Origin of the sequence: Hornefia butyriciproducens, assembly GCF_009695915.1 — a bacterium.
Lineage (GTDB): Bacteria > Bacillota > Clostridia > Peptostreptococcales > Anaerovoracaceae > Aminicella > Aminicella butyriciproducens.
Map to the genome: position 1 here is coordinate 1 of NZ_VUMZ01000010.1, position 26,647 is coordinate 26,647.

21 protein-coding genes, 1 tRNA gene and 1 pseudogene are annotated in these 26,647 nt (G+C 51.9%); 9 read left to right on the plus strand and 14 right to left on the minus strand.

From position 1 onward, the window contains the following. From FYJ64_RS11830 to FYJ64_RS09615, 8 genes and pseudogenes are all read right to left on the minus strand, one after another. Positions 1 to 114, minus strand: a pseudogene (locus tag FYJ64_RS11830) (prealbumin-like fold domain-containing protein); the annotation flags it as partial. 11 nt (positions 115 to 125) lie between these two features. After that, on the minus strand, positions 126 to 455 hold the full coding sequence (locus FYJ64_RS09585; protein WP_154574931.1) for a hypothetical protein: 330 nt from the start codon (positions 453 to 455) through the stop codon (positions 126 to 128). Between the two features lie 54 nt (positions 456 to 509). Continuing rightward, positions 510 to 728, minus strand: a complete 219-nt coding sequence (locus FYJ64_RS09590; protein WP_154574932.1) for a hypothetical protein — start codon at positions 726 to 728, stop codon at positions 510 to 512. 67 nt (positions 729 to 795) lie between these two features. Continuing rightward, a complete protein-coding gene (locus FYJ64_RS09595) occupies positions 796 to 1,905 on the minus strand; it encodes a Spy0128 family protein (RefSeq protein WP_154574933.1) in 1,110 nt (369 codons plus the stop codon). A 4-nt stretch (positions 1,906 to 1,909) separates the two neighbouring features. Continuing rightward, on the minus strand, positions 1,910 to 2,785 hold the full coding sequence (locus tag FYJ64_RS09600; RefSeq protein ID WP_154574934.1) for a class C sortase: 876 nt from the start codon (positions 2,783 to 2,785) through the stop codon (positions 1,910 to 1,912). Positions 2,786 to 2,856: 71 nt separating this feature from the next. Further along, on the minus strand, positions 2,857 to 3,699 hold the full coding sequence (locus FYJ64_RS09605) for a class C sortase (protein WP_154574935.1): 843 nt from the start codon (positions 3,697 to 3,699) through the stop codon (positions 2,857 to 2,859). 133 nt (positions 3,700 to 3,832) lie between these two features. After that, positions 3,833 to 5,416 (minus strand): isopeptide-forming domain-containing fimbrial protein, encoded by a 1,584-nt coding sequence (locus FYJ64_RS09610; protein ID WP_154574936.1) that lies wholly within the window; start codon positions 5,414 to 5,416, stop codon positions 3,833 to 3,835. A 761-nt stretch (positions 5,417 to 6,177) separates the two neighbouring features. Continuing rightward, positions 6,178 to 9,828, minus strand: coding sequence for an InlB B-repeat-containing protein (locus tag FYJ64_RS09615; protein WP_206045630.1), 3,651 nt, complete (start codon positions 9,826 to 9,828; stop codon positions 6,178 to 6,180). Between the two features lie 908 nt (positions 9,829 to 10,736). Between FYJ64_RS09615 and FYJ64_RS09620 the strand changes: the two genes are divergently transcribed. From FYJ64_RS09620 to alr, 7 genes are all read left to right on the plus strand, one after another. After that, positions 10,737 to 11,597 carry an anthranilate synthase component II gene (locus tag FYJ64_RS09620; RefSeq protein WP_154574938.1) on the plus strand — a complete coding sequence of 287 codons (861 nt, stop codon included), beginning with the start codon at positions 10,737 to 10,739 and terminating at the stop codon, positions 11,595 to 11,597. Beyond that, the gene (gene pabB / locus FYJ64_RS09625; RefSeq protein ID WP_154574939.1) at positions 11,594 to 13,288 is read left to right on the plus strand and encodes an aminodeoxychorismate synthase component I; all 1,695 of its coding nucleotides are present in this window, start codon (positions 11,594 to 11,596) and stop codon (positions 13,286 to 13,288) included. The genes FYJ64_RS09620 and pabB overlap by 4 nt, the downstream gene beginning before the upstream one ends. Next, entirely contained in the window at positions 13,285 to 14,043 is a 759-nt protein-coding gene (locus tag FYJ64_RS09630; RefSeq protein ID WP_154574940.1) for an aminotransferase class IV, read from the plus strand. The genes pabB and FYJ64_RS09630 overlap by 4 nt, the downstream gene beginning before the upstream one ends. A gap of 376 nt (positions 14,044 to 14,419) precedes the next feature. Next, positions 14,420 to 15,778 (plus strand): acetyl-CoA hydrolase/transferase family protein, encoded by a 1,359-nt coding sequence (locus FYJ64_RS09635; protein WP_154574941.1) that lies wholly within the window; start codon positions 14,420 to 14,422, stop codon positions 15,776 to 15,778. A gap of 335 nt (positions 15,779 to 16,113) precedes the next feature. Then, a complete protein-coding gene (gene purB, locus FYJ64_RS09640; RefSeq protein ID WP_154574942.1) occupies positions 16,114 to 17,550 on the plus strand; it encodes an adenylosuccinate lyase in 1,437 nt (478 codons plus the stop codon). A 41-nt stretch (positions 17,551 to 17,591) separates the two neighbouring features. Further along, positions 17,592 to 18,881: an adenylosuccinate synthase gene (locus tag FYJ64_RS09645; protein ID WP_154574943.1), complete on the plus strand. Its 1,290-nt coding sequence runs from the start codon at positions 17,592 to 17,594 to the stop codon at positions 18,879 to 18,881. A 39-nt stretch (positions 18,882 to 18,920) separates the two neighbouring features. Continuing rightward, the gene (alr, locus tag FYJ64_RS09650; protein ID WP_154574944.1) at positions 18,921 to 20,060 is read left to right on the plus strand and encodes an alanine racemase; all 1,140 of its coding nucleotides are present in this window, start codon (positions 18,921 to 18,923) and stop codon (positions 20,058 to 20,060) included. Between the two features lie 92 nt (positions 20,061 to 20,152). Here alr and FYJ64_RS09655 read toward each other — a convergent pair whose 3' ends face one another. Beyond that, the gene (locus tag FYJ64_RS09655; RefSeq protein WP_154574945.1) at positions 20,153 to 21,376 is read right to left on the minus strand and encodes a MalY/PatB family protein; all 1,224 of its coding nucleotides are present in this window, start codon (positions 21,374 to 21,376) and stop codon (positions 20,153 to 20,155) included. 57 nt (positions 21,377 to 21,433) lie between these two features. Here FYJ64_RS09655 and FYJ64_RS11585 point away from each other — a divergent pair, with 57 nt between their 5' ends. Continuing rightward, the gene (locus tag FYJ64_RS11585) at positions 21,434 to 22,600 is read left to right on the plus strand and encodes an asparaginase domain-containing protein (RefSeq protein WP_235897167.1); all 1,167 of its coding nucleotides are present in this window, start codon (positions 21,434 to 21,436) and stop codon (positions 22,598 to 22,600) included. On the opposite strand, the gene FYJ64_RS09670 is transcribed toward FYJ64_RS11585, so the two are convergent. Further along, positions 22,554 to 24,386, minus strand: coding sequence for a choice-of-anchor I family protein (locus FYJ64_RS09670; protein ID WP_154574946.1), 1,833 nt, complete (start codon positions 24,384 to 24,386; stop codon positions 22,554 to 22,556). The genes FYJ64_RS11585 and FYJ64_RS09670 overlap by 47 nt on opposite strands. Positions 24,387 to 24,960: 574 nt before the next feature. On the opposite strand from FYJ64_RS09670, the gene FYJ64_RS09675 reads away from it, so the two are divergent. After that, a tRNA-Arg gene (locus tag FYJ64_RS09675) sits at positions 24,961 to 25,036 on the plus strand. A gap of 355 nt (positions 25,037 to 25,391) precedes the next feature. Here the strand turns inward: FYJ64_RS09675 and FYJ64_RS09680 are convergent. The 4 genes from FYJ64_RS09680 to FYJ64_RS09695 form a co-directional block, all read right to left on the minus strand. Further along, positions 25,392 to 25,640 (minus strand): DUF6275 family protein, encoded by a 249-nt coding sequence (locus tag FYJ64_RS09680; RefSeq protein ID WP_154574947.1) that lies wholly within the window; start codon positions 25,638 to 25,640, stop codon positions 25,392 to 25,394. Positions 25,641 to 25,806: 166 nt separating this feature from the next. Beyond that, positions 25,807 to 26,181, minus strand: a complete 375-nt coding sequence (locus FYJ64_RS09685) for a DUF7674 family protein (protein ID WP_154574948.1) — start codon at positions 26,179 to 26,181, stop codon at positions 25,807 to 25,809. After that, complete coding sequence (locus FYJ64_RS09690) at positions 26,182 to 26,418, minus strand: hypothetical protein (RefSeq protein WP_154574949.1); 237 nt, start codon at positions 26,416 to 26,418, stop codon at positions 26,182 to 26,184. Continuing rightward, entirely contained in the window at positions 26,384 to 26,647 is a 264-nt protein-coding gene (locus FYJ64_RS09695) for a polymorphic toxin type 50 domain-containing protein (protein ID WP_328597007.1), read from the minus strand. The genes FYJ64_RS09690 and FYJ64_RS09695 overlap by 35 nt, the downstream gene beginning before the upstream one ends.

Here is a 26,647-nt window from a genome sequence, read left to right on the forward strand (position 1 = left end):
CTCATCTTCTGTAACGGTCACCTCATAAGGCGTGCTGTCAAGCTCATAGCCCGTCGGCGCAGTCACCTCGACGATGGAGTATTTCCCCGGAACCAGTTTTCCCGAGGTCGCCTCGCCCTGCGCGTCTACGGATTGCGAAAATAGAGAAACATTTTTCCGCTGATGCTGGGGTTCACATAATAAGCCTTCCGATAAACAACCTTGTACCGGCCGCTCTGCACTCCGGAGGCAACTGTGTTCTCATCCGTATTATCCGGCGCATTCACATAATACACATATATTCTGACGCTGTGCGTACTCGTCGGCCGGATGCTGAAACAATCCACCTTCGATGAATGGTCACTGTTCCCGTTCTGAACCCGTGCCTGCGTTCCATCCAGTGCATCTGCCCAGCTGGCCTTTGTCCTGATTTTCAGAGCTACCTGAAATACATTTTCCGTGTCTGTCGGAATCACATTTTTTCTGACGATAACACTTCCGCTGCTGTTTCTTTTCTCAGTAGTGCTCCCCTACCTGCCATCGAAGTAATTTCCTGACACGATCTGCCACCGGTTTGCCGCAGAACTGTCAGCATTGAACGGCGAATCCGTCGGATGCCAGGCATCCTGAAGCTCCGCAGTTCCTTCCGGTACTGCAGAATCCGCATAGGTACCGGCAGCCGCCAGAATTACCGCTGTAATTATCAGAAGTCCGATAAACAGTCTCCTCAACATTATTTCAATTTTCATGCCGTCTGCCCCCTTCCTGACAGTCTGTAAACAGACCGTATTCAATCTGCAGTCTCAGCGGACATTATCAGTTGATTTTTTCAATGCGCGATGTCCGACTGCGCTTTCTTCTCCACACTTCCAACAGAGAAGCCGCCGCTGCTGTTATCACGACAACCCACAACATCAGATTCATCGGATCCCCGGTATTGATAATGTGCTGAACAAAACTCCTTCGCTTGTATACATTGTTGAATGTGGAGTCTCGTCCAAGCTTTATTCTGTCTATCCGCAGGGATCCATCGCTGTTTTCCTTTACGGTTACCGCAGCTCTTACCTTCATTTTGTCGTAGGTTACATTCTTCATTCCGTCATTAATCTCACTAATGAGGAAATAATAGGTTCCCGTCTTTGAAAACCTGAGAGAAAAGATGATTTCACCGTTCTTTCCGTTTGAAACAGTCTCATTTATTCCGTCCTTCATTATTTCCCCAGCCGCTGTCGTCTGCCGAAGACGAAACCGGAACATTCTCTTCGTCAATTTCTTTCCGGACAACTTCTTCTTCAGCCGCACTTCCGTCCGACAGGGTTTCGTCGGATTCTTTACGAGTACCGGCTTTATTTCGGAAACCACATCATACTTCCATGTATTGACATCGTTCTTACGTTCGATTCCGGGAACCATAATCAGATACGGTTCGATCTGACTGTACGCCTTCGCATTTCCGGTTTTTCCGGTCTCCAGAACAAGATACATCCCATGGCTAAGATCAGTAAAAGCAGCATTTCCGGCACCGTCTGAAACGGCTTTTACACCATTAAGGTTTTTTGCTTTCACAAGCTCCGCCAAAGCTTTAGCCGCTGATTCTGATTGCTCCGCCGTCATCCCATCATAATTTATGTCTGCTGATGAAAATTCAGGCAACGACGTATAGATAGCGCTTCCTCCCTTTGTCTTCAAATTTGCCACCTTATAAAGCGTCAGCTCTTCACCGGGAATCGGAATCGCTCTGTCAACTGTCTTGTGATAAATCGTTTGTATCGTCAGCGTACATGCTCGGTTTAAATCCGCATCCGGAACTTTATTCGGGTCCGTATCGGCCATGCAGACCGACACACCCGCGACCAGTGTCAAAACAATTACAAGAACCGCTGTTACCAGCCGAGATGGTCTGTTTTGCAATTTCAGGAAATTCATCTCTTCATCCTTTCCGCATCCTTCCCCTGCGTTTTTTCTTCGTGGCTCCTGTCAGAAACGCTGCCGACACTGCCCCAGCCGAAAGCCAGAATTGCCAGCTGTGCAGCAGTTTACTAAGCGGGGACCGTATCGGTTTATGAGTCTGATATGGAACACGATGCCCCCGAACCAATAACCGATGAGTATTTACTCCGTAAGGCGTACACGTCAGGAGCGTTACGTAATCACGTCCCTTCTGAATCGCCAGCTCTTCCATATTTTTCGGGCTCACAACACGAATCTGATCCACCTGATAAGCCAGATGGCGATTCAGCACAGTCAGATAAAATTTATCTCCTACTTCCATTTTATCCAGATCACTGAACAACTTTGCGCTGGGCAGTCCCCTGTGAGCCGCCAGAACCGCATGGGTTCCCTTTCCGCCTATTGGAAGACTGGTACCCTTCACATGTCCTACTCCCTTCTCCAGAACCTTCGCTGAGGTACCATGAAAAATCGCCAGTTTCTGCTGAATTCTCGGGATTTCGAGGTATCCCATAACCCCGTTATCTGTAGGATTCAGAAGGTCATCATAGGGATGCTCAATCATATATTTATCCTTTGTAAATGCGTCTGCAACCACATTGCTCGTGTGTTGGCGGTTATAGCTGCGAGCCTTCCTCAGTTCCTCCCGTATTCTTGTCTCAGGAATATGATCAACTTTACTCTGATACACAGTCACAAGCTGATTACTCCTGTGACTGTTCCACAAATCACTGATAGTCGGATAGAGCAGCACGCCGATCCCTAATACAAACAACAGTACGATAAGAATTAACGAGCCCTTCGTATTTTTCTTCTTTCTTTTTTTTCTGTCGATAGTTTTTCCTTTCACAGCCATTTACATTTTTGTATTCGGTCGGATACAATTTTCCATATCCGTTCCCGGCTCATCACATCCGATTCCTGCTTTCACTCCTTTCGGGGTTTCGGAGAATCCCAGAAGATCGCCTTCGATATCACGAACGCCATAGCCAGTCCTGCCGCGATGCAGAGCAGCACCATGAGTATATGTTTCCAATTATGATGTGTTCCTGCCTTTTCTGCCGGATTATACGGCACTCGATGTCCCCGGACCAAAAGCCTGTGACTGTTGACACCATATGGAGTACAGGTCAGCAATGTCACATAATCTTTCCCCTTGACAGCCGCCAGAGCATCTGTCTGTGTTGGTTTCACAACCTTGATCTGATCCACCTGATAAGCCAAAACTTTATTCAGAATATGCAGGTAAAATTGATCCCCCTCCTTCAGCTGGTCCAAATCAGTAAACATTTTGGCGCTGGGCAGGCCACGGTGTGCAGAAATCACCGCGTGTGTTCCCTTCCCTCCAACCGGAAGGCTGCTTCCCAGAAGATGCCCTGCTCCTTTTTTCAGAACACTTTTTGTCGTGTAGTGAAACACAGGAAGTTTCACGTGGATGGATGGTACGTCAACATACCCCATCATTCCATTGCCTGTCACATTCAGAAGCTTTTCATATTCAGCGGATCGATGTCCCGCCTTTGACGAAAAGGCATCCGGCACACTTTTGGGGCGAAGATCACGATTATATGCCCGCGCCTTGGCAAATTCCTTTTTCCAGTTCGTACCGCTTTTGCTGACCTTCGCGTTATAAACAGAAATCAACTGTTTATCGCGATGCTCATTCCAAAGGTTGCTTACTGTTGGATACAGTAATATGGACAAGCCTGTAAGAAAAAGCAGGACAATACCAATGGTGGATTTTCTGTTTCTCCTTTCAGATCTCTTCATATTACTGTGATCCCGTTTCTCCCTTTCTGAGCAAGGCGGATGCCGCGCCGCAGACGCGACACCCGCTTTAACACTATTACTTATCCTTACTGAAATTCGTCCCGAATCAGCGTTTCAGACGTCTTTATTGCATCTATTCCGATCTGTTTTCGTTCCGATGTCTTCTGATCAGCATGCCGCCTGCAATCGCAATGATTGTGATGCCCAGAACGATGAACAGATAGGTGCCCATACCACCTGTGGAGGGCAGTCCCTTGGTCTTGCTGTTTTTAATCGTGACCGTAGATGAATCTCCGCTGATCTTGGTGATCGTCCCTTTATCGTAAGTAGCCGTATAGGTAGACGTAGCGTTTCCATCTATAGTGACGGTATACGATGCCAGAGTTCCATCCTCGTTGTACTTCGCGGAAATTTTTACTGAATGCGTCTTATCATCCAGCGCATAACCTGTCGGAGCCTTAGTCTCCTTCAGAACATACTCCCCTTCATTCAGTCCCGTGATGCTGAGATATCCATCACTTCCTGTCATCGCCGTTTTAACCGCAGTGTTTCCGTCAGACGTGTACAAAGTAAACTCTGCATCTTTCAGTGGCTCAGTCACCTTGGTGGATTCCTGTGTCGTTTCTGTAGAATCAATTTTTTCTACTTTGCCGTTCTCATCTATTTTGATGATCTCTGAGGTTCTCTTAGTGTCGATTCCGGACTCCCCGTTCAGATTCGCATCTATGCCGAAGGTATAGTTATAGGTCTTGCTTTCTTTCGGCTTTGCCGTGCCGTCGGTACTCGGATTGTTGCTGTACGTCAGCTTCGCAGTGTTGGTATTTGGATCGAAGTTGACCGCCGCATTGCTGTTAACCTTTGCGCTGTATGTAACAACGACATTCTCGTTTCCATGCTTCTTGATAAAGGGGGCTTTGAACGAAATTGTAAACGGGTTAGTGCCTGTCTTGCTATAAGTTACATCCCCCTCATTAACGGGCGTCCCGTTCACCGTAACAGCGAAATCCTTAGGATCATCAAATCCTTTCGACAGAGTATCCTCAATTTTATATGTCAGCGTGTTGTTGTCATAGTCGTCACTGTAGGAAGGAATCTTTCCTTCAATTTTAAATCCCACATCATCGCCGACTGCGACAGAATATCCTTTATCTGTTTCTCCGTCATTCGTTTTTCCTTTTCCGGTGGTAACTGATTTGTCAATCGTCGGCTCACTGCTCTTGGCATATGCCACACTTTTGTCAGAGGCCACAAAATTGGATGTCGCATCCACTTCAGGCTTTTCATTTTCACCTGTGGTATAATCTGCACTGACAATCATCGGATTATAGACCTTTGCCGAATCTGTTTTTGTCACAAGCACCAGATACATGCCCGGTTTTACATCGCTCAGCGTGTAATCACTGCCGCTGGAAATCATTGTTTTTCCGGTAAGACCTGAAGTATCGTTTGCCAGCGCTGTAACGTCGGAGGCTTTCAGATCCACATTCCCGTCTTCTTTAACAGTAATTTTATTCCCACTGTTGTTCGCAATCGCCACCCAGCGACCATTCTTTTCCTGTACCACCTGATATGCTGTTACCGTCGCTCCCGCTTCTACGTTTTTCACTGTGATCGTGGTCTCTGCCGTTCTCGTTTCCGCGAAACTCGTAACGCCCATCGCCAGTATCACACCCAAGGCCAACAATAACGTAACGGCCTTTTTGAACACTTTCTTCATTTGCTTTTCTCCTTTTCTATTCTATAGAACAAAATAGAACAATGATGTGCACAAAATTCTAATGTAATATATTCCTCCTTCCCCTAATAGTCCCACTGCTCATTCGCAGACTAAGCGTGCACAATCTTCATACACCACATGCTTACATATATCATTCATCCTCGCTCCATTGGATTGTACGCTGCGGCTCTATTTAAAACCTATCGTCAGCGACCATCTAATCCGATGGGGAATTAATGAGCATGCGCTATTTTACAAAAAACACAACATCCGGCCTGTGGGGAGCTCTAACTCTCCACAGGTCGGATGTTTGCGTGATTTTCCATATTAAAATGCAGGCAAAAATGACAAACTATGTCATGTCTGTCTGTCTGTCTGTCTGTCTGTCTGTCTGTCTGTCTGTCTGTCTGTCTGTCTGTCTGTCTGTCTGTCTGTCTGTCTGTCTGTCTGTCTAAAGATTATCGATTTTGGTGACATCGCTGTCAACCCCTTTCCTTACATTGATCACACTTCTCTATTAAATTTAGCATATTCGAAAACCCTTTTCAAGCCTTTTTAGGGTTATTTTATATTTAAATTCATACATTATTACTATACACAATGGCTATTTGCATAGATTCTTGCTATAATGTGACCATTTTTCGTCTGTTTTCTGCCCATTTATATTTTGAGGTGTACTTATTCAAATGGGATGAAGTTCCCGAACAGACTTCACCCCATTACTGATTTTAATTCTCGCCGCATCCGCCGTCAGCCTCTCATCACTTCACGGTGATGACTACACTGGTCCGCACGCCGTTGGCCGCCATCACATAGATTCTGGCCTGACCCTTCGACACCGCTTTTACCGTGCCGCCTGCGGTGACCTTCACCGCTCTGGAGGTGCTGTACGGGTATTCCGCATCGGTGACAACATACCTGTACCGGGGGGTGTGGCCCTTCCACAGAACCACTCTGCCCTTCCGCTCCGCCTTGACGGAAACCTTCAGTTTCGTCGTCTGGCCAGTGCGCAGCGTCGTCTTTCCCGCCCTGACGCTGACCGACTTCGCGTTTGTCTTTATTCCGCTGTCATTGCCGGTGATGCTGTGCTGCGCCGCCGACTTTGCGATACGTTTTCCCTGTGAATCCACAGCGACAACGTAATATTTGTACGCGTCCTTCCTCCGAAGCTTCCGGAATGTTTTAGACGTGCCCTTCACGGAAGCGAGTTTTTTGAATTTCTCTTTGCTGCACAAAGTCCCGTACACCTCATAATGATGGGCGCTGACTTTGTTCCAGGTCAGTTTCTGAGCCTTCTTGCCGCCGGCTTTCACCGTCAGCAGCAGAACCGGTCTCTTCCAGGTCGCCTTGAAGGCGAGATTGCCTGTGGTTCCTGTCGCCACTGTGACGGTTCTGGTATTTCCGGTCAGGCCGGTGCCGGTCCAGCCGGTGAACACGTAGCCTTCTCTCTCCGGATTCTGCAGTGAGAATGCTGCGGTTTCCACATTGTAGCTGTCGGGGTTTGCGGTCTTCACGTTGCCGCCCGCCAGGTCATAGGTAATTGTATAGGTGACCTTCTTCCAGTGCGCTTTGTAACTGCGGCTGCCGTAGCTGTTCTGCGGCACGGTGACCGTCATATTGTCCTCGCCCTGCAGACCGGTTCCGCTCCATCCGGTAAACTTAAAGCCCTTGCGGACCGGATTGTTCAGCGTGAACGCTTCGTCGTCATAGGTGTACGTCGCTTTGTTCTCCGCTTCGCCGCCGTCCAGATCATAAGTAATCGTATAGACAGTCGGCTCGGCGCTGATCGTCACGTTCCCGGTCACCTTGCTCAGAGTATAGCTGCCGTCCTCATTTTTCTGAATGTCGCAGCCGTCCGCTTTGACGGCAAAGGCCTCGTCCAGCGCGTCATCGGTCAGCTGCACTCTGATGATGCCGGTTCCCTTGTCCTTCTCCAGCCATCTCTCATTCTGGAAACCGGTGAAGCCCTCCTCATAGGTAATCTTCTTCACTCTGGAGCCCGGAATCACCTTATAGAAGTCGGTGACCTCCGCACCGTTTCTGCTGTCTTTGACGGTGCCGCCGAAATTGTTCACTTTTCCGTAGTTTCTGTTCACGGTTCCTGCGTTGAACCGGATTTCTCCGTAGTTGGTCCCAACCTCGCCGGTCTCGTCGTTGGCCTTGAGAACACCGTAGTTGTAGTCGATGGTTCCTTTGTTGGTCTCAACGCCTGCGCGGCTGTTGTGAAGAAACCCGGTGTTGAGACTCAGCAGTCCTTCGTTGTAATCGAGTTCTCCGCTGTTTACCTTCAGCATATTGTAGTTATAGTTAAGTTTCCCTTTGTTGTTTCCTATGACTCCGTAATTGTCGGAGATGGACCCGCCTTTGTAAATCCCCACATATCCGTAGTTCTTTCCGACGGTTCCGCCCTCCGTCACCAGGCCGATCTCTCCATAGTTCTCGGAGACGTTCCCTCTGTTCTCATCGGTCGCGGTGAAAAAGCCGTCAAAACCTGAAACTCCGTTGATAAAGGTCGTGGTGTTCTCCGCGGTCTTTTTCGTCCAGCGGGCGTAGTAGGTGGTGTCCTGTGCCGGGAAGCCGTCGCGCGCGCTCAGCACGCCGTTCCAGTTCCCGCTTTTATCCCTGGCCCACCAGCCGTTGAAGATGTAGCCGCTGCGGCTGCTCATCGGGAGCACGCCGATGGTTTCTTTATATTTCCCCGTGAATGTGCCGCCGTCTGTGCCGCCGTTTCCGTCCAGTTTAATGGTCACGGTGCGGATCTGCCAGCGGGCGTAATACGTGGTGTCTTCGGAAGGTCTCGCCGTGTCGCTGCCGATCTTCTTTCCGTCCTTTTCCCCGGTGTACCAGCCGACAAAATCATATCCGGTTCTGGTGACGTAGCTGTCCAGTCCGGAGTCGTTCAGGAAGCTCCCAAAGACAGTTCCGGCCTTGCTCTTATCGTATTTCTTTACAATGCCCCTGGAGTCAACATCGAATTTGAATGTGATGCTGATCAGGTCAGGGTTGGGCGTCCAGGTAGCCTTGTAGCTGCGATTGCCCGTGCTGCCCGCCGGAATGGTGACTTCCTTCGCAGGAGCATCCAGTCCGGTCCCGGTCCAGCCCGCGAACAGAAACTCAGTGTATTCGCCGTTTTTCTTATCCTGCGGATTCTTCAGCGTGATCGTGTCCTTCGACGTGTAAGCGATCGGATTGCTGTCGCCGTCCGCCAGTGCTCCGCCGTCCAGATCGTAACTGATGGAATATGTGGGCACATCGCTGATAGCTGCGTCTTTCTTGACATTGGAAACCGTATAGGTTCCGTCTCCGTTCTCAGTAAGATCACCGCCGGACATGTACAGCTTATCCACACCGTCCGCCGGAGTCAGCGTTCCCTTTCCGCCCTGCGGCAGGTACACACTTCCGTCCTTCGCCTCGATGAAATCGCCGCCGACGCTTTTCACCAGACCGCTGCCCAACTCCACCTTAAAGCATGAGATGGTTTTGTCATAGCGTCCCGGCTTTCCGGAGGTTGTGCCGCCCAGATCATAGATGGTGGCACCGCCGCTGCTGCTGTTATATACAAAGGTTCCGCCCGCGAAGTTATACACCCTGGGGCTGCCGCTCGCCCAGTACTGCTTCACCGTTCCGCTGTAATTGTAAATAACGCCTTCCTCCGCTGATTCGACGGTGCCGCCGTCGTTATACATCACCGAATTCTCTTCCGTAGTCTTAACGGTGCCGGTATTACTCTTAATGACGTCGCGATTGGTGTCCACGGTTCCACTATTGCTCTCGATGATGCCGTAGTTATCATCCACATTCCCGCTGTTGTTTTTTATGATGCCGTAGTTGTAACTCAGCCCCCGGGAACTCTTCGTGGAAGCGTAGTTCTCAATCGTTCCGTAGTTATATGTGCCGCTGCCCGCGGTTGCGGGAACTGTACCGATGGTTCCATAGTTGTAGGTAAATCCTTTGTTCACCGTTCCGATCTCACCGTAATTGTAGGTCACGCTCCCGGCACTGTCGTCCGTCGCTTTTCCATAAAAATAGGTTGCGGTCCTGGAGGTTGCCTCACTGATTTCCGTCCAGCGGGCGTAGTAGGTGGTGTTTGATGCGGGTTCACTGTCACCTGCTTTCAGAATGTTCCCCCATTCGGATCCACTCTTGGTCCACCAGCCGTTGAAGACGTATCCGTCCTGCTGCGCGACAGGCAGCGGCGCAGCCACCCTCTTCTTGTCCGTTACCTTTACCGTTCCTCCGCCCGTACCGCCATTTGTGTCAAGCACAATGGCGGTGGAGTCCGATAACGCGTGTGCCGGAGTGACATTCAGCATTGCGAAACACAAAATCACCGCAAGCACAATCGCCGCGCTGCAGACCCATTTTCTGCCCCGTCCGTCTGTCATCCGGCCGGAATGAAATTTCATACTCATAGATGCCTCTCTCTCAAAATCGTAATACACTGTAACTTCACAATAACTTAATGCGTGCTCAGCTACCGGATATGCTTGAAATATCAATAATACAAAGAGCATATTCGGTAGCCTGCCGGCGCACCCTTCCATTGGATGGTGCGCCGCGACGCTACTGACAAACTGCCGTCAGCTCCCATTAAGTCTGACGGGAACTTAATGAGCAGACGCTGACTTAATAATCCCTGAACTCTTGGAAATGCAGCAGGTTTGTTTTCCCTTTCCACATATCGCTGCGAGATTTCTTTTACCTTATTTTATTATTTTTTTACCCGCATGAAAACAACGAGAAATGACGTTTTCGTTGACATAATTCGTACTTGACAAAATATTAATTTTATGCTCACAAAGCAATTACAATGCATGGAATAAATACATCCAAAACCGCACTCTCTCCGGAAAGGCCTGATTTTTTAATGCAGACGTGAAAGGCCGAACAGACATATATGGCGGCCGCGATTGTACTCCGGCTTCGCAGCAGGTCAGTTAAAAGAATCGCCACCGCATCATGTTTTGTAAACTCCACACCTCTGCACCGCGTTCTGTAAACTTCGTACCGTGTTTCGCAAACTTTGCATAAAAACATTGGACAAAGCCTGACCCGCCATGTTATATTAATTGCGATGGTGTGTCCACGAAGCGGAAAACTGCCAGGAAAAGATTCTAACAGAATCTTTCCCTGACAGTTTTTTATTTTATGCCGCAGCCTCCCGGCATGCGGCGTGCCGGCACGATTGGCATGAAAGGCAGCGCATCGACATGAAATTCAAAATCCGAAAATCCGGGATCGGAGAACCCGGACCCCAGAAACCAGACATCTCCCGGAGGGCTGAAGCCTTCAGAAAATCAGAAAGGAAGTACTTGCTGTTATGTATCTGATGATTGACCATTATGATTCTTTTGTATACAATCTCGCCTGCTACATGCAGGAATGCGGCGCGGAGGTAGAAACAGTACGGAGCGGCAGCGCCGATCTCACACAAATTGAAATGCTTGCACGGTCCGGAGAACTGGAAGGAATCGTTATCTCCCCGGGTCCGAAGGGGCCGGACGACTGCCCGCTCAGCCAGGAGCTGGTTCGCCGAATGTCCGATCGGATTCCGATTCTCGGAGTCTGCCTGGGACATCAGATTATCGGCCGTGTTTTCGGCGCCACCGTTCAGCGCGGACAACGCCCCATGCACGGAAAAATCAGTCTCATCCACAACAGCCGGCAAGGTCTGTTTCGCGGGCTTCCGGCCTTCTATCGGGTGACACGTTACCATTCGCTGGTGGTCAGTGAAGAAAATCTGCCGCATGAACTGGAGGTCGATGCGCGCACCGGCGACGGCGTAATTATGGGATTCCACCACAAAGAATTTCCCATTTTCGGGGTTCAGTTTCATCCGGAAGCTGTGCTGACCGAGTATGGGCACGAGCTGCTTTACAACTTTATCCAGATCAGCAGAGAAAGATCCGATAGCAAAGCCACTGGAGCATACGCGGGAGCAGCCCTCAGGGGTGATGTCGTGAAAGCGGCCGAGTCAACCCTCGGAGGCAATGCCGAAACAGTCACCGGTGAGACCGTCGGGGCAATCTTCGGGGGCAATGCTGAAGATGCATCAGAGGCAACCCTTGGGGGTGATGTCGCGAAAGCGACCGAGGCAGCCCTCGTCGGCAATGCCGAGAAAGACAATGAAACAGACATCGGAGATTCCGCCGGTACCAAAAAGGAGGAAATCAGATCATGACAACACACGTAGAAAAACTCGACTTTTACCGGCCCACAGCAGAAATTTTTGAGCGGTATCATCAGGAACCTTTTGCGATTTTCCTGGATTCTTCGACGTCGGTCGCGAGTCGCTGCAATTCGACGCCGGTCGCGAGTTACTGCGACTCTTCGCAGTTCGCCGATTATTCGCAGACGCCTTCGACGCCGGTCGCAGGTCGCTGCAGTTCTTCGCAGTTCGCCGGCTCTTCGCCGGCGCCTTCGACGCCGGTCGCGGATTGCTGCAGCTCCTCCTCCCGGCAATACGAACGATATTCCATCATCGCACTGGAGCCGTACCTGATTCTGACAGAGACGGAAGGGCGCTGCACGGAAAACGGGGCTGCCTGTCCGGAGTCTCTCGAGCAGCGTCTGTCACGGCGGCTGGAGGAGCACCGCGAAGATAATCCGACACACCTGCCTTTGATCGCCGGCGCCTTCGGATACTTCTCCTACGATTTCTGCCGGAAGTTCGAGAATATTCACAGCCGCCACCCCCGAACGGTGCAGGTTCCGGACGCTTTTTTCGCATTTTATGACGTTTTGATTATCGAGGACCGGGAGGAACGCGCGTTGTATCTGACGATGCGCGAGGAAGCGGAGGACTTCGGAGCCAGGCTCACAAAGTATCGAGCAGAGCTGCGCAAACCATGTTTTGTTCCTGCTCCCCCCGCGCACAAAGGGCTTGCTCCCTTCAGCTCCGCTTTCACAAAGGCTTCCTATAAGGAGGCGATTCGCCGACTGATTGAATACATCAGAGCCGGCGACATCTATATCGCCAACATGACGCAGCAGCTCCGGCTCAGCAGCAGCCGGGAGCCCTATGAAGTGTACCGCTACCTCCGCACACACCACCCGACCCCCTTCGGCGGATTCCTGCAGGGCGTGGATTTTCAGGTAGTCTGCGCCTCTCCCGAACGTTTTGTGCGGATTCGCGGGAACCGGGTCGAAACACGGCCCATCAAGGGTACCCGGAAACGCGGGAGCACGGAGCAGGAAGACTCCATGCTCCGCGAAGAACTGCGGCACTCAACCAAAGATCGCAGCGAGCTCCTGATGATCGTAGACCTGGAGCGCAACGACCTGAATCACATCTGCGAAGCCGGCAGCGTACAGGTTCCGGAGCATTTTGTCATCGAAGACTATTCCACTGTCTTTCACCTGGTGAGCACAGTCATCGGAAGAAGGCGGCAGGATATTGAGGTTCCGGAGCTTCTTCACAGCCTTTTCCCCGGCGGTTCCATAACCGGAGCACCGAAAATCCGGGCCATGGAAATCATCGATGAACTGGAACTGGAGCGGCGGAATCTGTATACCGGTACACTTGGGTACTTTTCGCTGGACGGAAACTGCGACTTCAATATCATGATCCGGACCGGGATATGCCGCGGGAACCAGTGGCATCTGGGCGTCGGCGGAGGTATCACCTGCGAATCCGACCCGGAGGCGGAGTACGAAGAAACCCTGCAGAAGGCAAAAGCAATGCGGGAGGCTTTGTGGTCGGGCAACGACGCTCGCGGACAGGCCGATAGCGACGACGCTCGTGAACTATCCGACGGCCTCGGCGACGACGCTCACGGACAGGCCGAAGGGCTCGACAGTGCGCGCAAACATGCCGATACGGGCGGCGGAGTTGATACTGACGATGACTTTGTACAGAAGGAGACTGTATGATCAGAGAAGACGAAGGATATTTTTTCGGGCTGGGAGCATTTGAAACCATCGCGGTTGAGTACGGAACTCCCGTCTGGGCAGACCGGCACCTGCGGCGGCTGGCGGAGGCGCTAACCTTTCTGGGGATTGACCGGACAGGCGGAGAAATCAACGATGCATTGGAAGCGGCACTGGAGGACCCGCGGCTGCAGCAGGGGCGTTATGCGCTGAAACTTACGATTTCAGAACAAAATATATTGACGGCGATTCGGCCGAACCCCTACGACCGGCAGACAGTCGAATCAGATTTTGTCGCCGTATATTCCTCTGTCCGCAGGAACGAAACATCTCCGCTGGTCTTCCGCAAAACTCTGAACTACGGCGACTGCATCCTCGAAAAAAGGCGAGCCGCCGCACTGGGCGTCGATGAACCCGTCTTTTTAAACACCCGCGGCGAAATTACAGAGGGCGCAGTGTCCAATGTGTTTTTTGTGCGGAACGGGAGCATCGTCACACCACCTGTCTCCTGCGGTCTGCTGCCCGGCATCGCCCGGGAGGTTCTCATGGAACGGTGCGATATCTGCGAAGAAATCCTCCGGCCGGAGGATGCCGCCATCTGCGAGGAAATGTTTCTGACCAATTCACTGATGGGAGTCATGCCCGTTCGCAGGCTGGGCTCCCACACCTTCGCAGGCACAGAAACCGGAATGCGGCTGACCAGTGAGTTCCGAGAACTGAACAGCGGGGTCTTCAGGGCTTCGTCTGGCGGCGCGTGATAGGGGCTTCGTCCGGCGGCTCGGTAGGGGCCCCGTCCGTCGATGCGCGGTAAGAGTCCTGTCCGGCGGCGCGTGGCAGGGGCTTCGTCCGGCGGCTCGGCAGGGGCTTCGCCCCGTGGCGCGGGCACGAGGTTCGTCCGACAACCCGGCGCGGAATGACATACGGCGGGAGTTTTGCAAAAGTCCCGGCCGGGTCAGATATTTTTGAATAAACAGGTTGCTAACCTTCCGCCAATGTAGTACAATTGGATTGTTAGAAAGTTAACAAACGGTCGGCGAGCCGGAAGGACACGCTGCCGGGGTACTGTGATTTTCGTACAAAACACGAGTCCGGCGCAGATGGCGCGCCGCCACAGAAAAAGAAAGGAAGGCCTGAATGTACAAGGTTTCGACTTTAGCGGAAGAATATAAGAAAAAACTGATTACGGCAGACGAAGCGGCTGCGATGGTGCGCCCCGGTGATCGGATCCACTACGGTCTGGGCTGCGGCGCGGTCGTGGATATCGACGAGGCGCTGGCCAAGCGTGCGGACGAACTTCACGGCGTAGAGGTGATCAGTACTGTATCCATCCGAGAGAAGCCCTTCGCCCTTTACGAGGCGACCACCTCCAACGATCAGGTGAAATTCGCGTCGGCGCATTTCAGCGGATTTGACCGGTTGATGTCCAAAAACGGACGCTGCTGGTATATCCCCATGCTGTTTTCCGAGCTGCCGAAATACTGGATCAACAATCCGTCGGGTATTGATATCGCCATGTTCCAGGTGGCGCCCATGGACAAGCACGGGAACTTCAATCTGGGTCCCCAGGTCGCGGACATGTGGGGCGTAATCAAGGCCGCCAAGAAGATCATCGTCGAAGTCAACGAAAACATGCCCATCGCGCTGGGGCACCAGACTCAGCTGAACCTGTACGGCATCGATTATGTGGTGGAAGGCTCCAACACGCCTCTGGCCCAGATGCCGGACAAGCCGGGGAGCAAAATCGACCGGATGATCGCCTCCCACGTTGTCGAACGCATCAAATCCCACAGCACACTGCAGCTGGGAATCGGCGCACTGCCCTCCACCATCGGAAAAATGCTGGCGCAGTCAGACATCCGCAATATCAATGCGCACACAGAGATGTTCGTTGACGCCTACGTAGATCTCTTCGAGGCAGGCAAGCTCACGGGGAACAAAAACGTAGACAAAGGCAAGGCTCTCTATACCTTTGCCGGCGGCACGCAAAGGCTCTACGACTTCATCGACAACAACCCGATCTGCTGCAACGCGCCGGTAAACTATGTAAACAACGTACACATCATTTCCAGCATTAAGAATTTCGTATCGGTAAACAGCTGCATTCAGGTCGACCTGTACGGGCAGGTATGTTCCGAATCCGTAGGGCACCAGCAGATTTCCGGCACCGGCGGACAGCTGGACTTCGTAATGGGTGCTTTCCAGTCGGAAGGCGGCAAAAGTTTCATTTGTACTCCTTCGACACGGGCACTGCCCGACGGCACTGTGGAATCCCTCATCGCTCCGATGCTGAAGCCGGGTTCCATTGTCACTACGCCGCGTATGGCCACTCATTACATTGTCACCGAATACGGCGCCGCGGATCTGAAAGGCAAGTCCACCTGGGAGCGGGCAGAAGCGCTGATTAACATCGCCCATCCTGATTTCCGCGAGGATCTGATTAAAAACGCGGAGAAAATGGGAATCTGGAAATACACCAGCAAAACATCGTTCTAGGCACGGCAACAAAGGCCGGTGCAGATGTGCACGTGCCGCGAGCATGAACAAAGGCAGACTCGGGCGTGCGCAGGCGGCAGCAAAGGCCGGTGCGGACGTGCCGCATTTACGAACAGAGTCATTTCCGGGCGTTACACAAAGAATAATGCGATCATGTCAGAGCAGAAATACTCCGGCATGGTCGTTTTCTTATCGCCCGGCTTCGCCGAACCGGTCCGAAGCACTCATTTCATGCCACTTTACCGCGATTCCATTGCCTAATCGGGGTTGAAAACACATGGTTCAGATGCTATAATCAAAAATGGATTAAACTGTATGTACAGGGAGGAAAATGAATGGCAGATTATACTGGCTATACAAGTCCACTTTCGGAACGGTATCCGAGCGCGGAAATGAAGTACCTTTTTTCGCCGGAGATGAAGTTCCGGACCTGGCGCAGGCTGTGGATCGCTCTGGCAGAAGCGGAGAAGGAGCTGGGCCTGGAGATCACTCAGGAACAGATTGACGAACTCATCGCTCACAAAGATGACATCAATTATGATGTTGCCAAAGCGAGAGAAAAGGAAGTGCGGCATGACGTCATGTCTCACGTCTACGCATACGGGGTGCAGTGCCCAAAGGCAAAGGGAATCATCCACCTCGGCGCGACATCCTGCTACGTCGGCGACAACACCGACCTGATCATCATGACAGAAGCGCTGAAGCTGATCCGCACCAAGCTGATAAACGCCATCGACCACCTGGCCGATTTCGCGGAAAAATATCGTTCGCAGCCCTGTCTGGCCTATACGCACTATCAGGCCGCCCAGCCCACCACTGTGGGTAAGCGCGCGACACTGTGGCTGAATGACCTGGTTATGGATCTGGGTGATCTGGATTACGTCCTCAGCACTATACGGTTGCTGGGCTCTAAGGGAACGACGGGAACACAGGCTTCCTTCCTGGAGCTTTTCGGCGGCGACCATGAGAAATGCAAGGCTCTGGATCAGAAAATTGCGGATAAAATGGGATTCGAGGCGTGCTACCCCGTTTCGGGACAAACCTACTCCCGGAAAGTAGACAGCCGCGTGTTGAACGTGCTGGCCGGCATCGCCCAGTCCGCACATAAATTCAGCAACGATATCCGTCTGCTGCAACATATGAAGGAGGTCGAAGAACCCTTTGAGAAGCATCAGATCGGCTCCTCTGCCATGGCATATAAGCGGAACCCCATGCGTTCAGAGCGCATGGCATCCCTGGCGAACTACGTGATCAGCGACGCCATGAATCCGCAGCTGACGGCGGCAACCCAGTGGTTTGAACGAACACTGGACGATTCCGCCAACAAAAGAATCAGCGTCTCTGAGGCGTTCCTCGCCACGGACAGCATTCTCGAGCTGTACATCAACATCTCCGAGGGTCTCGTGGTCTACCCGAAGGTCATCGAGGCGCACCTGATGGCTGAGCTTCCATTCATGGCGACGGAAAATATTCTGATGGACGCCGTCAAGGCCGGCGGTGACCGTCAGGAACTCCATGAGCGCATTCGCGAGCTCTCCATGGAGGCCGGAAAAACAGTCAAGGAGGAGGGAAAGCCCAACGATCTTCTGGATCGCATCGCGGCCGATCCCGCCTTTAATATAAGCAAAGAGGCTTTACAGAAGGTTATGAAGCCAGAGAATTACATTGGAAGGTCTGCTGAGCAGACACTCGAGTTTCTTGACGGGGTCATAAAGCCTGTTCTGTCCGCAAACAGAGACGTATTGGGCGTCGAAGCGGAAATCAATGTATAGCATCCTCATTTCTGAGGATCTTTGACAGGAGGAAACGTTTTATGGTCAAAGCAATCGTAGGAGCAAACTGGGGTGACGAGGGTAAAGGCAAAATCACCGATGTCCTGGCACAGGAGGCGGATATAGTCGTCCGGTTCCAGGGCGGCGCCAACGCCGGTCACACGATCAAGAACAAATATGGGAAATTCTCTCTTCACATGATGCCGTCCGGCGTCTTTAACGATAACACCACCTGTGTTCTCGGAAATGGCGTCGCACTGGATATCGATAAATTCGTCAATGAAGTGGAGGACATCGTCTCGAAGGGCGTTCCGCAGCCGGACATCCTGGTTTCCGACCGGGCGCACGTCGTCATGCCCTATCACATCCTGCAGGACGGGTACGAGGAAGAGCGTCTGGCCGGTCACGCATACGGCTCCACCAAGTCCGGAATCGCACCCTGCTATTCCGATAAATACGCCAAGATCGGCTTTCAGGTCAACGAGCTCTTCATGCCTGACGAACCGCTGAAGGAGAGGGTGAACAACGTGTGCACCATCAAGAACGCTCTGTTCACCAACCTCTATCACAAGCCTGCTCTGGTTCCGGAGGAGGTGTACGAGAAGATCCTGGATCTGCGGGAGAAGATCCGTCCCTATGTGGGTAACACCGCCGCATTCCTGAATCAGGCTATCCGCGACAACAAAACAATTCTCCTGGAGGGACAGCTCGGAACCATGAAGGATATCGACCACGGCATCTATCCGATGGTCACCTCTTCAAACCCCATCGCCGGCTACGGCGGCGCGGGGGCCGGCATTCCGCCTTATGAGATCCGTCAGATTGTCGCAGTCACAAAAGCATATTCATCCAGTGTCGGCGGCGGAGATTTTGTGACCGAAATCTTCGGCGAAGAAGCCGAGGAACTGCGCAGACGCGGCGGAGACGGCGGTGAATACGGTGCGACCACAGGCCGCCCGCGGAGAGTCGGATGGTATGACTGCGTCGCTTCCCGGTACGGCTGTATGATTCAGGGCGCTACCGACGTTGCTCTGACGGTCGTGGATCCCCTCGGCTATCTAGACGAGATTCCGCTCTGCGTCGGCTACGAGATCGACGGAAAGGAAATTCAGGATTTCCCGCACGTCACCGATCTCGGACGGTGCAAGCCGATCTATAAAATGATGAAGGGCTGGAAGTCTGACATCACAGGCATCCGGACCTTTGAAGAACTGCCGGCGGAATGTCGGGAGTACGTGAACGAAATCGAGCGTCAGCTCGGCTTCCCGATTACCATGGTCTCCAATGGCCCGGCCCGCGAAGACATCATTCTCCGCAAGCCGCTGATCTAGTCTCAATTATTATTTGTTATACGAAAGAAGGTACAGCATATGTATAAAGAAGCAATCAGACCCGCATGGGCCGAAATCAATCTGAGCAACTTCGACTACAATGTAAAGCAGATTCGCGCCAAGATGGGAAATGACAGAGAGTTTATCGGTGTCATCAAGGCGGACGCTTACGGTCATGGCGCCATCCAGTGTGCTGAGGTTCTTCGCGAAAACGGTGTCAAAACCTTCGCTATCGCAACTCTTCAGGAGGCAATCACGCTGAGAGAGGCCGGAGCCACAGAGCGCATCATCTGTCTGGGCCTGACGCCGGATATGTACGTCGATATTCTGGCGCAGTACGACATCATCCCCGTCGTGGATGACTCCAGAAACGCCCGCGCCATCAGCGACGCGGCAGCCGCGCGGGGCAAGACCATCGACTGCCTGATTGCCGTCGATACCGGTATGGGCCGCATCGGTTATCTGGCAGACGACCTCAACTATGCCGTCGAGGACATCCGTCGCATCGCGGTGCTCCCGAACATCCGCATTCTGGGAATGTTCTCCCATATGGCTACGGCAGACGCCTTCGACAAAACCTTCTCCCATGAGCAGGAAGCAAGGTACAACCGGTTCTACGATGCAGTAACGCAGGCAGGGATTCCCCTTCCTTTCCGGACACTGGCAAACAGTGCTTCCATCATGGAACTTCCGACGGTTCTGTTCGACGGATGCCGCCCGGGAATCATCCTGTACGGCCAGTACCCCTCCCATGAGGTTGACAAGAATCAGCTGAGTCTCAAACCCGTTATGCAGGTAAAGGCCAATATCGTCCATCTGAAGTACGTACCACCGGGATTCTCCTGCGGATACGGACGTAAATTCATTGCGAACCGTCCGTCCGCTATTGCTACGGTCGGTCTGGGATATGCTGACGGCTACCCCCGTCCGTACTCGTCAAAGGCCAGAGTCATCGTCAACGGACAGATCTGCAATGTTGCCGGCAATATCTGCATGGATCAGTTCATGGTTGACGTTACTGATGTCCCGGGCGTCAAGGTCGGCGACGAAGTTATCGTCATGGGAACCGACGGTGTCAACACCATCTCCGCAGACGATATCGCGGACGCAACCGGAACCATCAATTACGAGATCACCTGTGCGTTCGGTCAGAGACTGCCCAAGGTGTTCGTAAAATAGTCCTTATGTGAAACAATTTCCGGCTGGCAGCCGGTTAACGGGAGCTGCGGAGCACGGCAGGCCTATATGGTTTGCCGGCGCTCCGCAATTTTTTATCTGCGCTTTATTGCGCCGGCCATGCGCTGTATACCGGTAGCGACAATACTCCGTGGCATCGCGAGATTCAGCCGGACGAAGCCTTCTGCGCTGCCTACAAACAGCCGGTCTCCACCCTCCAGCAGGACGCCGGCATTTTCTGCGAAGAACAGCGGCAGGTTCGTACCGTCGAAACCGCCCTGAGCATTCCGGAAACAGGGTCGAAGATCCACCCAGTCGAGATAAGTCGATTCGGGGATTCCGCAGACCGCCTCCGGAAGTTCACTGTTAAAATATTCCTTTACAAACCGGAAGTTCTCGTCCAGATATTCCTTCAGCTGGCGGAGCCACTCACCTCCCTCTTCATACGCCGCCTTATGTGCGGCAAGTGACAGCGGATTGAGGTTCCCGACGAGTTTGTTTCTGGAACGGAATTTCCGGCGCTCCCGGTCATCCCGGATAATCGCGTTGGCGAACAGCATTCCCGCCATATTGAAGGTTTTGCTGGCAGACATGCATGTAATCAGCCTCGGATAATCCGGCATAATCTTTCCCAGCGGAATGTGCGTAATCCCGGTGCGGACGAGGTCGCAGTGGATCTCGTCAGATATCACCCACAAATCATTGGAAACGATGATGTCAGCCAGACGCCGAAGCTCATCCTCATTCCAGACTCGACCCGTCGGATTATGAGGATTGCAGAAAATCAGGACTTTCACCGCCGGATCCGCCGCTTTGCGGGCAAGGTCTTTGTAGTCAATGGAATAATACCCGTCTTCATTGTGAAGCGCAGACACAACCAGTTCTGTTTTGTTGTAGTCGGCGGCGTGAGCGAAAAAGCCGTAGGACGGGGTCAGGGTCAGGACTTTGTCTCCCGGCTCGGTCAGATCCTCGATGGCCTGATAGAGCGCGGGGATCACGCCTCCCGTAATCACGAGCTGCTCCCGGGGGAAATCCCATCCGTAGCACTCGCGGCACCAGGCGGACAAAGCGTCGCTGTAATCGTCTGTAGTAAGCCCGGTGTACCCGAGAATCCTCCTGTCCAGCCGACTCCGAATCGCATCGAGGATCGGGGGCGCCGTCGCAAATTCCATGTCCGCCACCCACATACGAACAAATTCGTCATCCTCATAAGGGAATTTTCTGTCCTTTTCCGTGCCGAAAATGTAACTCCGCCATCCGTCGGTATTCAGCGCGTTCGTGTTGCTCCTATCGATAATCTCATCAAAATTGTATTTCATTTCCTACCTCCATCCCCTATAATATACCATGAAGGAAGAAACAGAAAGGAATTTCTCATGAAAAAAATCTGCATTCTATATACCGGCGGTACCATAGGCATGGTTCCCACAAGTCACGGTTATGCCCCGAAGTCCGGCTATTTCCGGAACGCCCTCTCACGCATCGACGAGTTGAAAGACCCCGCCATGCCGGGCTGGGAGCTGATAGAGTTCGACCCGCTGCTGGACTCCTCCAATATCGCCGTAGAGCAGTGGAACAGGATGGGACGCGTCATCGCAGAGAACTACAGACAATATGATGGTTTTGTAATTTTACACGGCACAGATACTATGGCGTACACCGCCTCCGCACTCTCTTTCATGCTGGAGGGACTGAACAAACCCGTGATTCTGACCGGGTCACAGATTCCTTTGTGCCGTCTGCGCAGCGACGCCAGAGACAATATCATCACTTCACTGCTCATCGCCGCGGAAGGATATGTCCGCGAGGTCTGTCTTTACTTCGGCGGGAAACTGATGCGGGGAAACCGGAGTACAAAATCCTCCGCGGACGGTCTGCTGGCCTTTGACTCTCCAAACTTTCCGAACCTGGCCAGCGTAGGCATCGATATCGCCTATAACAAAATCCTGACCACCAGCTTCCGCGATTCACTCACGGCTTGCAGCTGCGAAACGTCAGTGTCCGGCGGAGCAGCAGGATACAGTGGGACAGCGATTCCCGACAAAACAGCAGAATACAGAGGGGCAGAGACTCTCGACAGAACAGCAGAATACAGAGAAGCAGCGATTCCCGACGAGTCCGTCTCAGAGGAATTTCATCTTACCGAATTCAGGCATGCTGCGATTGGCGTAATCAAGATTTTCCCCGGCATACAGTTCCGTCTGTTTGAACCGATTATGACAGAGGGATTAAACGGCATAGTCCTGGAAACCTTTGGCACCGGCAATATTCCGGCATATGGTTCTGAACTTCTGCCGATGATACGCAGAGCCTTTGAGAACGGGACTATCGTCTGTGTCTGCTCTCAATGTCCTCAGGGAACCGTCCGCCTGGGTGCTTACGAAACCAGTTCCATGCTGACGGATGCCGGAGCCGTTTCCGGCGGCAACATGACAACGGAAGCCGCAATCGCCAAGCTGTATTATCTCTTCAGTCTGGGTTTAAGCCGAAACGAGATCAAGGCCAACATGGAAACTCCCCTACGCGGCGAAGGTGATTTCTGAAAACAGTGTACTTCGCCGCTCCGCTCACCTTTTCCCAGGAAAGCTTTACGCTGGTTGTTGTCTGCTTCACCGAAGCCGCTTTCAGAGCACGGAACGACATGACGCTCTTTTTTACCGCGGGAGCGGTCTGCGCTTTCGGCAGCTCTCCTACGGCATACGCCGCCACGGTGCCGCTCACCTCAAAGGCGCTCAGCAGAATCGGGGTTTTGGACGGGGAATCCGATGCGCTAACAAAGGCAAGCCCTTCCGGCGCGACATCTCCCTTCAGGGATTCAACGCCCTCGCCCAGCTTCGCCGGATCCTCGCTGAAGTCGCGGCTGTTGATGTAATTGCTGTACTGCGCCTTCTCCGGATCTGTTACGTCGTAGTCCATAATACCGCCGATCCGCTCTAGTCCGATGAACGCATAGATTTTTCCGTTCACAGTCCCGACGGTTACATTTTCGGCCTCCTGTCCCTTCTTGCGGGAACGGCTGTCGATGAGGTTATCGTCATTGGAGCAGTTGAAGTAGGAAGCCAGAGTCTCTGCTGTCTTCTTCTCGAATTCGTTTCCGCTGTCATAGACCTGCTTCAGACCGCTGTCCTCAACTTTGTATATCGAAAAGGACCGGCCGCCGAACAAAACTGTTTTCCCTTCAGGAAGTCCATCGGTAACATCCGCCTTAATCGCGCGAACCTTCTTGGCCTCAGTTCCGTCCGCGGAAGTAATGGTCACCTTTTCCTCGTTTGCGTAATCGCCCCATTCTCTGGCGTCTCCTTCATTAGCCGTCGCGATATACTGCTGTCCTCCGGACTCCCAGGCAGCAATTCCGTCCGGCATATACGCTCCGACCGCATCCGGATAAACAGCGGCCTCATATTTGTCGTCCTCAAGAACATCAATGGCGTTGCTCTCCGCTCCCAGATCCTTTAATCCCATGGAATATACGCCGTCATAGCTTCCGCCGGAAATATCCAGCACTGCGATCGCGTTAGCCTCCTGCAGTGTGACGTAAGCCTTGGTATTGCTTGCCGCAATGTATTCCGGCTCCAGGTCTGCGGACGGAGCGGTGCCCTTGCTCAGAATGATATTCTGCTTCACCAGCTCATCTCTCTTGCTGTCGAAGGCCGTAAAATCAGCGTCCTCGGACCTGCTAGCCGCAGGGTTTTCATGGTTGACACGAATCACAGATACGGAGCCTTTCGGATCGGTAATTCCGCTGCCGATTCCGTTTCTCGGCTCTCCCTCATTCGCTGCCAGCACAGTATTGCCATCCGGCGTAAAGGTCACCATATCCGGCTGGAATCCCGCCGGAACCATTCCCAGGAAGTCACCGTTTTTCCTCAGGAACGCGATATACCCGCGCTTGTCATATGATTTGTCCTGCAGTGCCACAGCCACCAGATCGTCCTTTGTACTTACCGCAACAGAGGTCATGTCTCCATAAGTGAACGTGCTCTCGGCCTGCGCCGCCTTCCCGCTGATGTCGATGGACGTTGCGGTCATCGCATCAGATCTGGCTCCGGTCACATTTCCCATGCTCAGGATATCCAGCTTTCCCGTAGCGCCGTTGACCACCCACGCGTTGTTGTTGTCTTTGTCATACGCAACAATCTCGGCCACGCCGCCGTCCTTGTTTGAAAATCCCGAGACATAGGAGCCGATCTTCGTCAAGTTCACTCCCTTGCCGTTATCAAAGCCCTGCACCGCCGCGGAGGTGTCCGCAAACGCCGCCTGCGCCGGCAAGACCGTCACAGTCATCATGGCCGCCAGCATCAGCGCCGACGCCTTCCTCATCTTACTCATTCGTCATCTCCTTTCTTGTCAGCAACTTCTCTCTGCCCCCATAATAGCGGATCTCTGTAAAATCTCCGACGGGCACAAAGTTAAAGTTCTGCAAAATATCGGCGGGCGGCGGGAGAATTGCGGCCAGCAGGGACAGCGTGCCAGCCCGGCGGTTCGTGTGAAATTCATGTCAACTGATTCGCGAGGCTAGTACACGCGACTGATGCACGAAGCCGGCGATTTAGCACAAAATCTACGCAGGCTGGTGCACAAAGCCGACGACGATTGTGTGAATCGCCGCGAATTGGTACAAAACCAGTGCACGAGGTCTCGGGCTGTGTGAAATTCATGCCGGGCGGTTTGCGAAGCTAGTGCACGCGACTGATGTACGAGGCCGGCGGTTTAGCACAAAATCTACGCAGACTGATGCACTAGGCCACCAGGAAATACATACTCCGGCATGAATTGACAAAGTTGCCGAGGCAGCCGAGAGATGTCTCCGGAGGCCACGAATCCTCGTTTCCACAATTTTGCAGAGGTCATTCATTCCGCCCTTGAAAAACAGCCCGAAGAATGGTATTATAAATGTTGTTAAGCCTCAGTAGCTCAGGGGATAGAGCGTCGGTTTCCTAAACCGTGCGTCGGGTGTTCGAATCGCCTCTGGGGCACCATTCTTAAAAGCCTTGCAAACGCTGAAATTTCAACGTTCACGCAAGGCTTTCATTTTTCTAAATTTACCAGTTAATGTAAATCAATCCTTATTTTTAGTGGTTTTTAGCGTGGTTTGGTGGGACACCCTGAGTCTCCCCACTACAGCCGCGGAAACTCTGAAGCGCCACGCCGCCGAAGCGTTTTGTCTGTCAGTTCTTTTAGCTCCATGCTTTTACCTCCACGACAAACCCCCGCGTTGCCGCGAGGTCCCTTATTCCTTAATTTTTCTTAGCACACCGAAGGTATTAAATACCACCGGCGCAAGCTGGTGGCGTTCTGCATATATGTATATCAGTTTATATACATTTCTCTTTTTCAGTCTGAAATTTTAACATTCCTGATTTTCTTATATACGTCAAGATAGGCTTCTTTTTTATCTCCGTTATAAGTAACCTCAAAGTACATGCCGTCCGGAAGATCCGTGGAAAGCAGCGCCTTCCAGTTCTGCAATGTCTTGCAGAACCACACGACATAAACATCCTCTGCGGTTACTGCAGAAATCTCATCCTTGCCGGCCTGATCGTTATACAAGTTCGCGACAATCCGTTTTGCTTTTTCCTGCATTCTGTCCTCCATTTCTTTACATAAGAATACCCCGCGGTGCCGCGAGGTATAAAACTCCTGATATGTGTTTTAAATGAATAAGCAGCTTAGGCGGGACCGTCTTTTGTCGCCCGCCATTAGGGTGTTCGATTATGAAATCATCTTGTCCAGCATGTGCTTCTGATTTTTATAACTGTGCTTGTTCTGGCATATATTCTCTTATCGCCTTGAGAGCAAGCTTTGTTTCCGAACCCAGATATTTTTCAAATTGCACATTTCTATAGTCATCACATAGTTCTTCAAGAGTAGTAAATTCTACAACTTCAGCTATGTTTGAATCTCCGGATGTTTCCATCTCCTCTAAGAATATGAACATACTTTGAACAATATCCTCTTTTTTTTTATCAATCGCACGGAACAATATTTTGTCGAAAACAAAACTAAAAAAAATATGCTGCCCAAGGCTCTCATCTATATCTCCCGCCCTTTTCTGCATTTCAAACTCTGTTTGAACTTCCGGGAATCTAGAGCATGCCTCAGATATCAAACTTTCAAATGTCATTTACAACACCTCTTTTAAAGCTCTCAATTCTTTAAGTAAATATTTTCTTTCCTTTATTGTCATATCATCTACAGGAATTTCGATGATGCAGTCTGAATCTATCGGGTCAATATCAACACAATCCTTTCCTATGTCTGAATCCTCCGCATCAAGAACCTCGAATATATACCCTGAAAATTGCTTTCCGTCTTTACAAGTCAAATCAACCTTTTTGCCTAAGTAGCCAATCATTTCCATCTTTTTTCCTCCTCCTTATCCAATACTCCTTCTGATTCTCATACATTGGTACAATATGCGTGCCTGCCGCCGCATAATGAATTTTGAAGCCTGTGGCTGGCACCTTCTTGCCTGTCCTATTATCGACAGCATAGCCTATTTTTTTATCGTTGTCTACTATCATTTCTGATGGTATCAGCTCCCCTTTTTTGTTTAATTTTAGTATACCCGTTCCATGGTATTTTTCAAT

Coding starts and splice junctions, on each gene's coding strand:
- FYJ64_RS09610 (WP_154574936.1), bottom strand. CDS start 5,416: ATGAAGAAAGTGTTCAAAAAGGCCGTTACGTTATTGTTGGCCTTGGGT.
- FYJ64_RS09645 (WP_154574943.1), top strand. CDS start 17,592: ATGGTCAAAGCAATCGTAGGAGCAAACTGGGGTGACGAGGGTAAAGGC.
- FYJ64_RS11585 (WP_235897167.1), top strand. CDS start 21,434: ATGAAAAAAATCTGCATTCTATATACCGGCGGTACCATAGGCATGGTT.
- FYJ64_RS09630 (WP_154574940.1), top strand. CDS start 13,285: ATGATCAGAGAAGACGAAGGATATTTTTTCGGGCTGGGAGCATTTGAA.
- FYJ64_RS09600 (WP_154574934.1), bottom strand. CDS start 2,785: ATGGCTGTGAAAGGAAAAACTATCGACAGAAAAAAAAGAAAGAAGAAA.
- FYJ64_RS09690 (WP_154574949.1), bottom strand. CDS start 26,418: ATGGAAATGATTGGCTACTTAGGCAAAAAGGTTGATTTGACTTGTAAA.
- pabB (WP_154574939.1), top strand. CDS start 11,594: ATGACAACACACGTAGAAAAACTCGACTTTTACCGGCCCACAGCAGAA.
- FYJ64_RS09635 (WP_154574941.1), top strand. CDS start 14,420: ATGTACAAGGTTTCGACTTTAGCGGAAGAATATAAGAAAAAACTGATT.
- FYJ64_RS09680 (WP_154574947.1), bottom strand. CDS start 25,640: ATGCAGGAAAAAGCAAAACGGATTGTCGCGAACTTGTATAACGATCAG.
- FYJ64_RS09670 (WP_154574946.1), bottom strand. CDS start 24,386: ATGAGTAAGATGAGGAAGGCGTCGGCGCTGATGCTGGCGGCCATGATG.
- FYJ64_RS09620 (WP_154574938.1), top strand. CDS start 10,737: ATGTATCTGATGATTGACCATTATGATTCTTTTGTATACAATCTCGCC.
- purB (WP_154574942.1), top strand. CDS start 16,114: ATGGCAGATTATACTGGCTATACAAGTCCACTTTCGGAACGGTATCCG.
- FYJ64_RS09615 (WP_206045630.1), bottom strand. CDS start 9,828: ATGAGTATGAAATTTCATTCCGGCCGGATGACAGACGGACGGGGCAGA.
- FYJ64_RS09590 (WP_154574932.1), bottom strand. CDS start 728: ATGAAAATTGAAATAATGTTGAGGAGACTGTTTATCGGACTTCTGATA.
- FYJ64_RS09605 (WP_154574935.1), bottom strand. CDS start 3,699: ATGAAGAGATCTGAAAGGAGAAACAGAAAATCCACCATTGGTATTGTC.
- FYJ64_RS09655 (WP_154574945.1), bottom strand. CDS start 21,376: ATGAAATACAATTTTGATGAGATTATCGATAGGAGCAACACGAACGCG.
- alr (WP_154574944.1), top strand. CDS start 18,921: ATGTATAAAGAAGCAATCAGACCCGCATGGGCCGAAATCAATCTGAGC.
- FYJ64_RS09595 (WP_154574933.1), bottom strand. CDS start 1,905: ATGAATTTCCTGAAATTGCAAAACAGACCATCTCGGCTGGTAACAGCG.
- FYJ64_RS09685 (WP_154574948.1), bottom strand. CDS start 26,181: ATGACATTTGAAAGTTTGATATCTGAGGCATGCTCTAGATTCCCGGAA.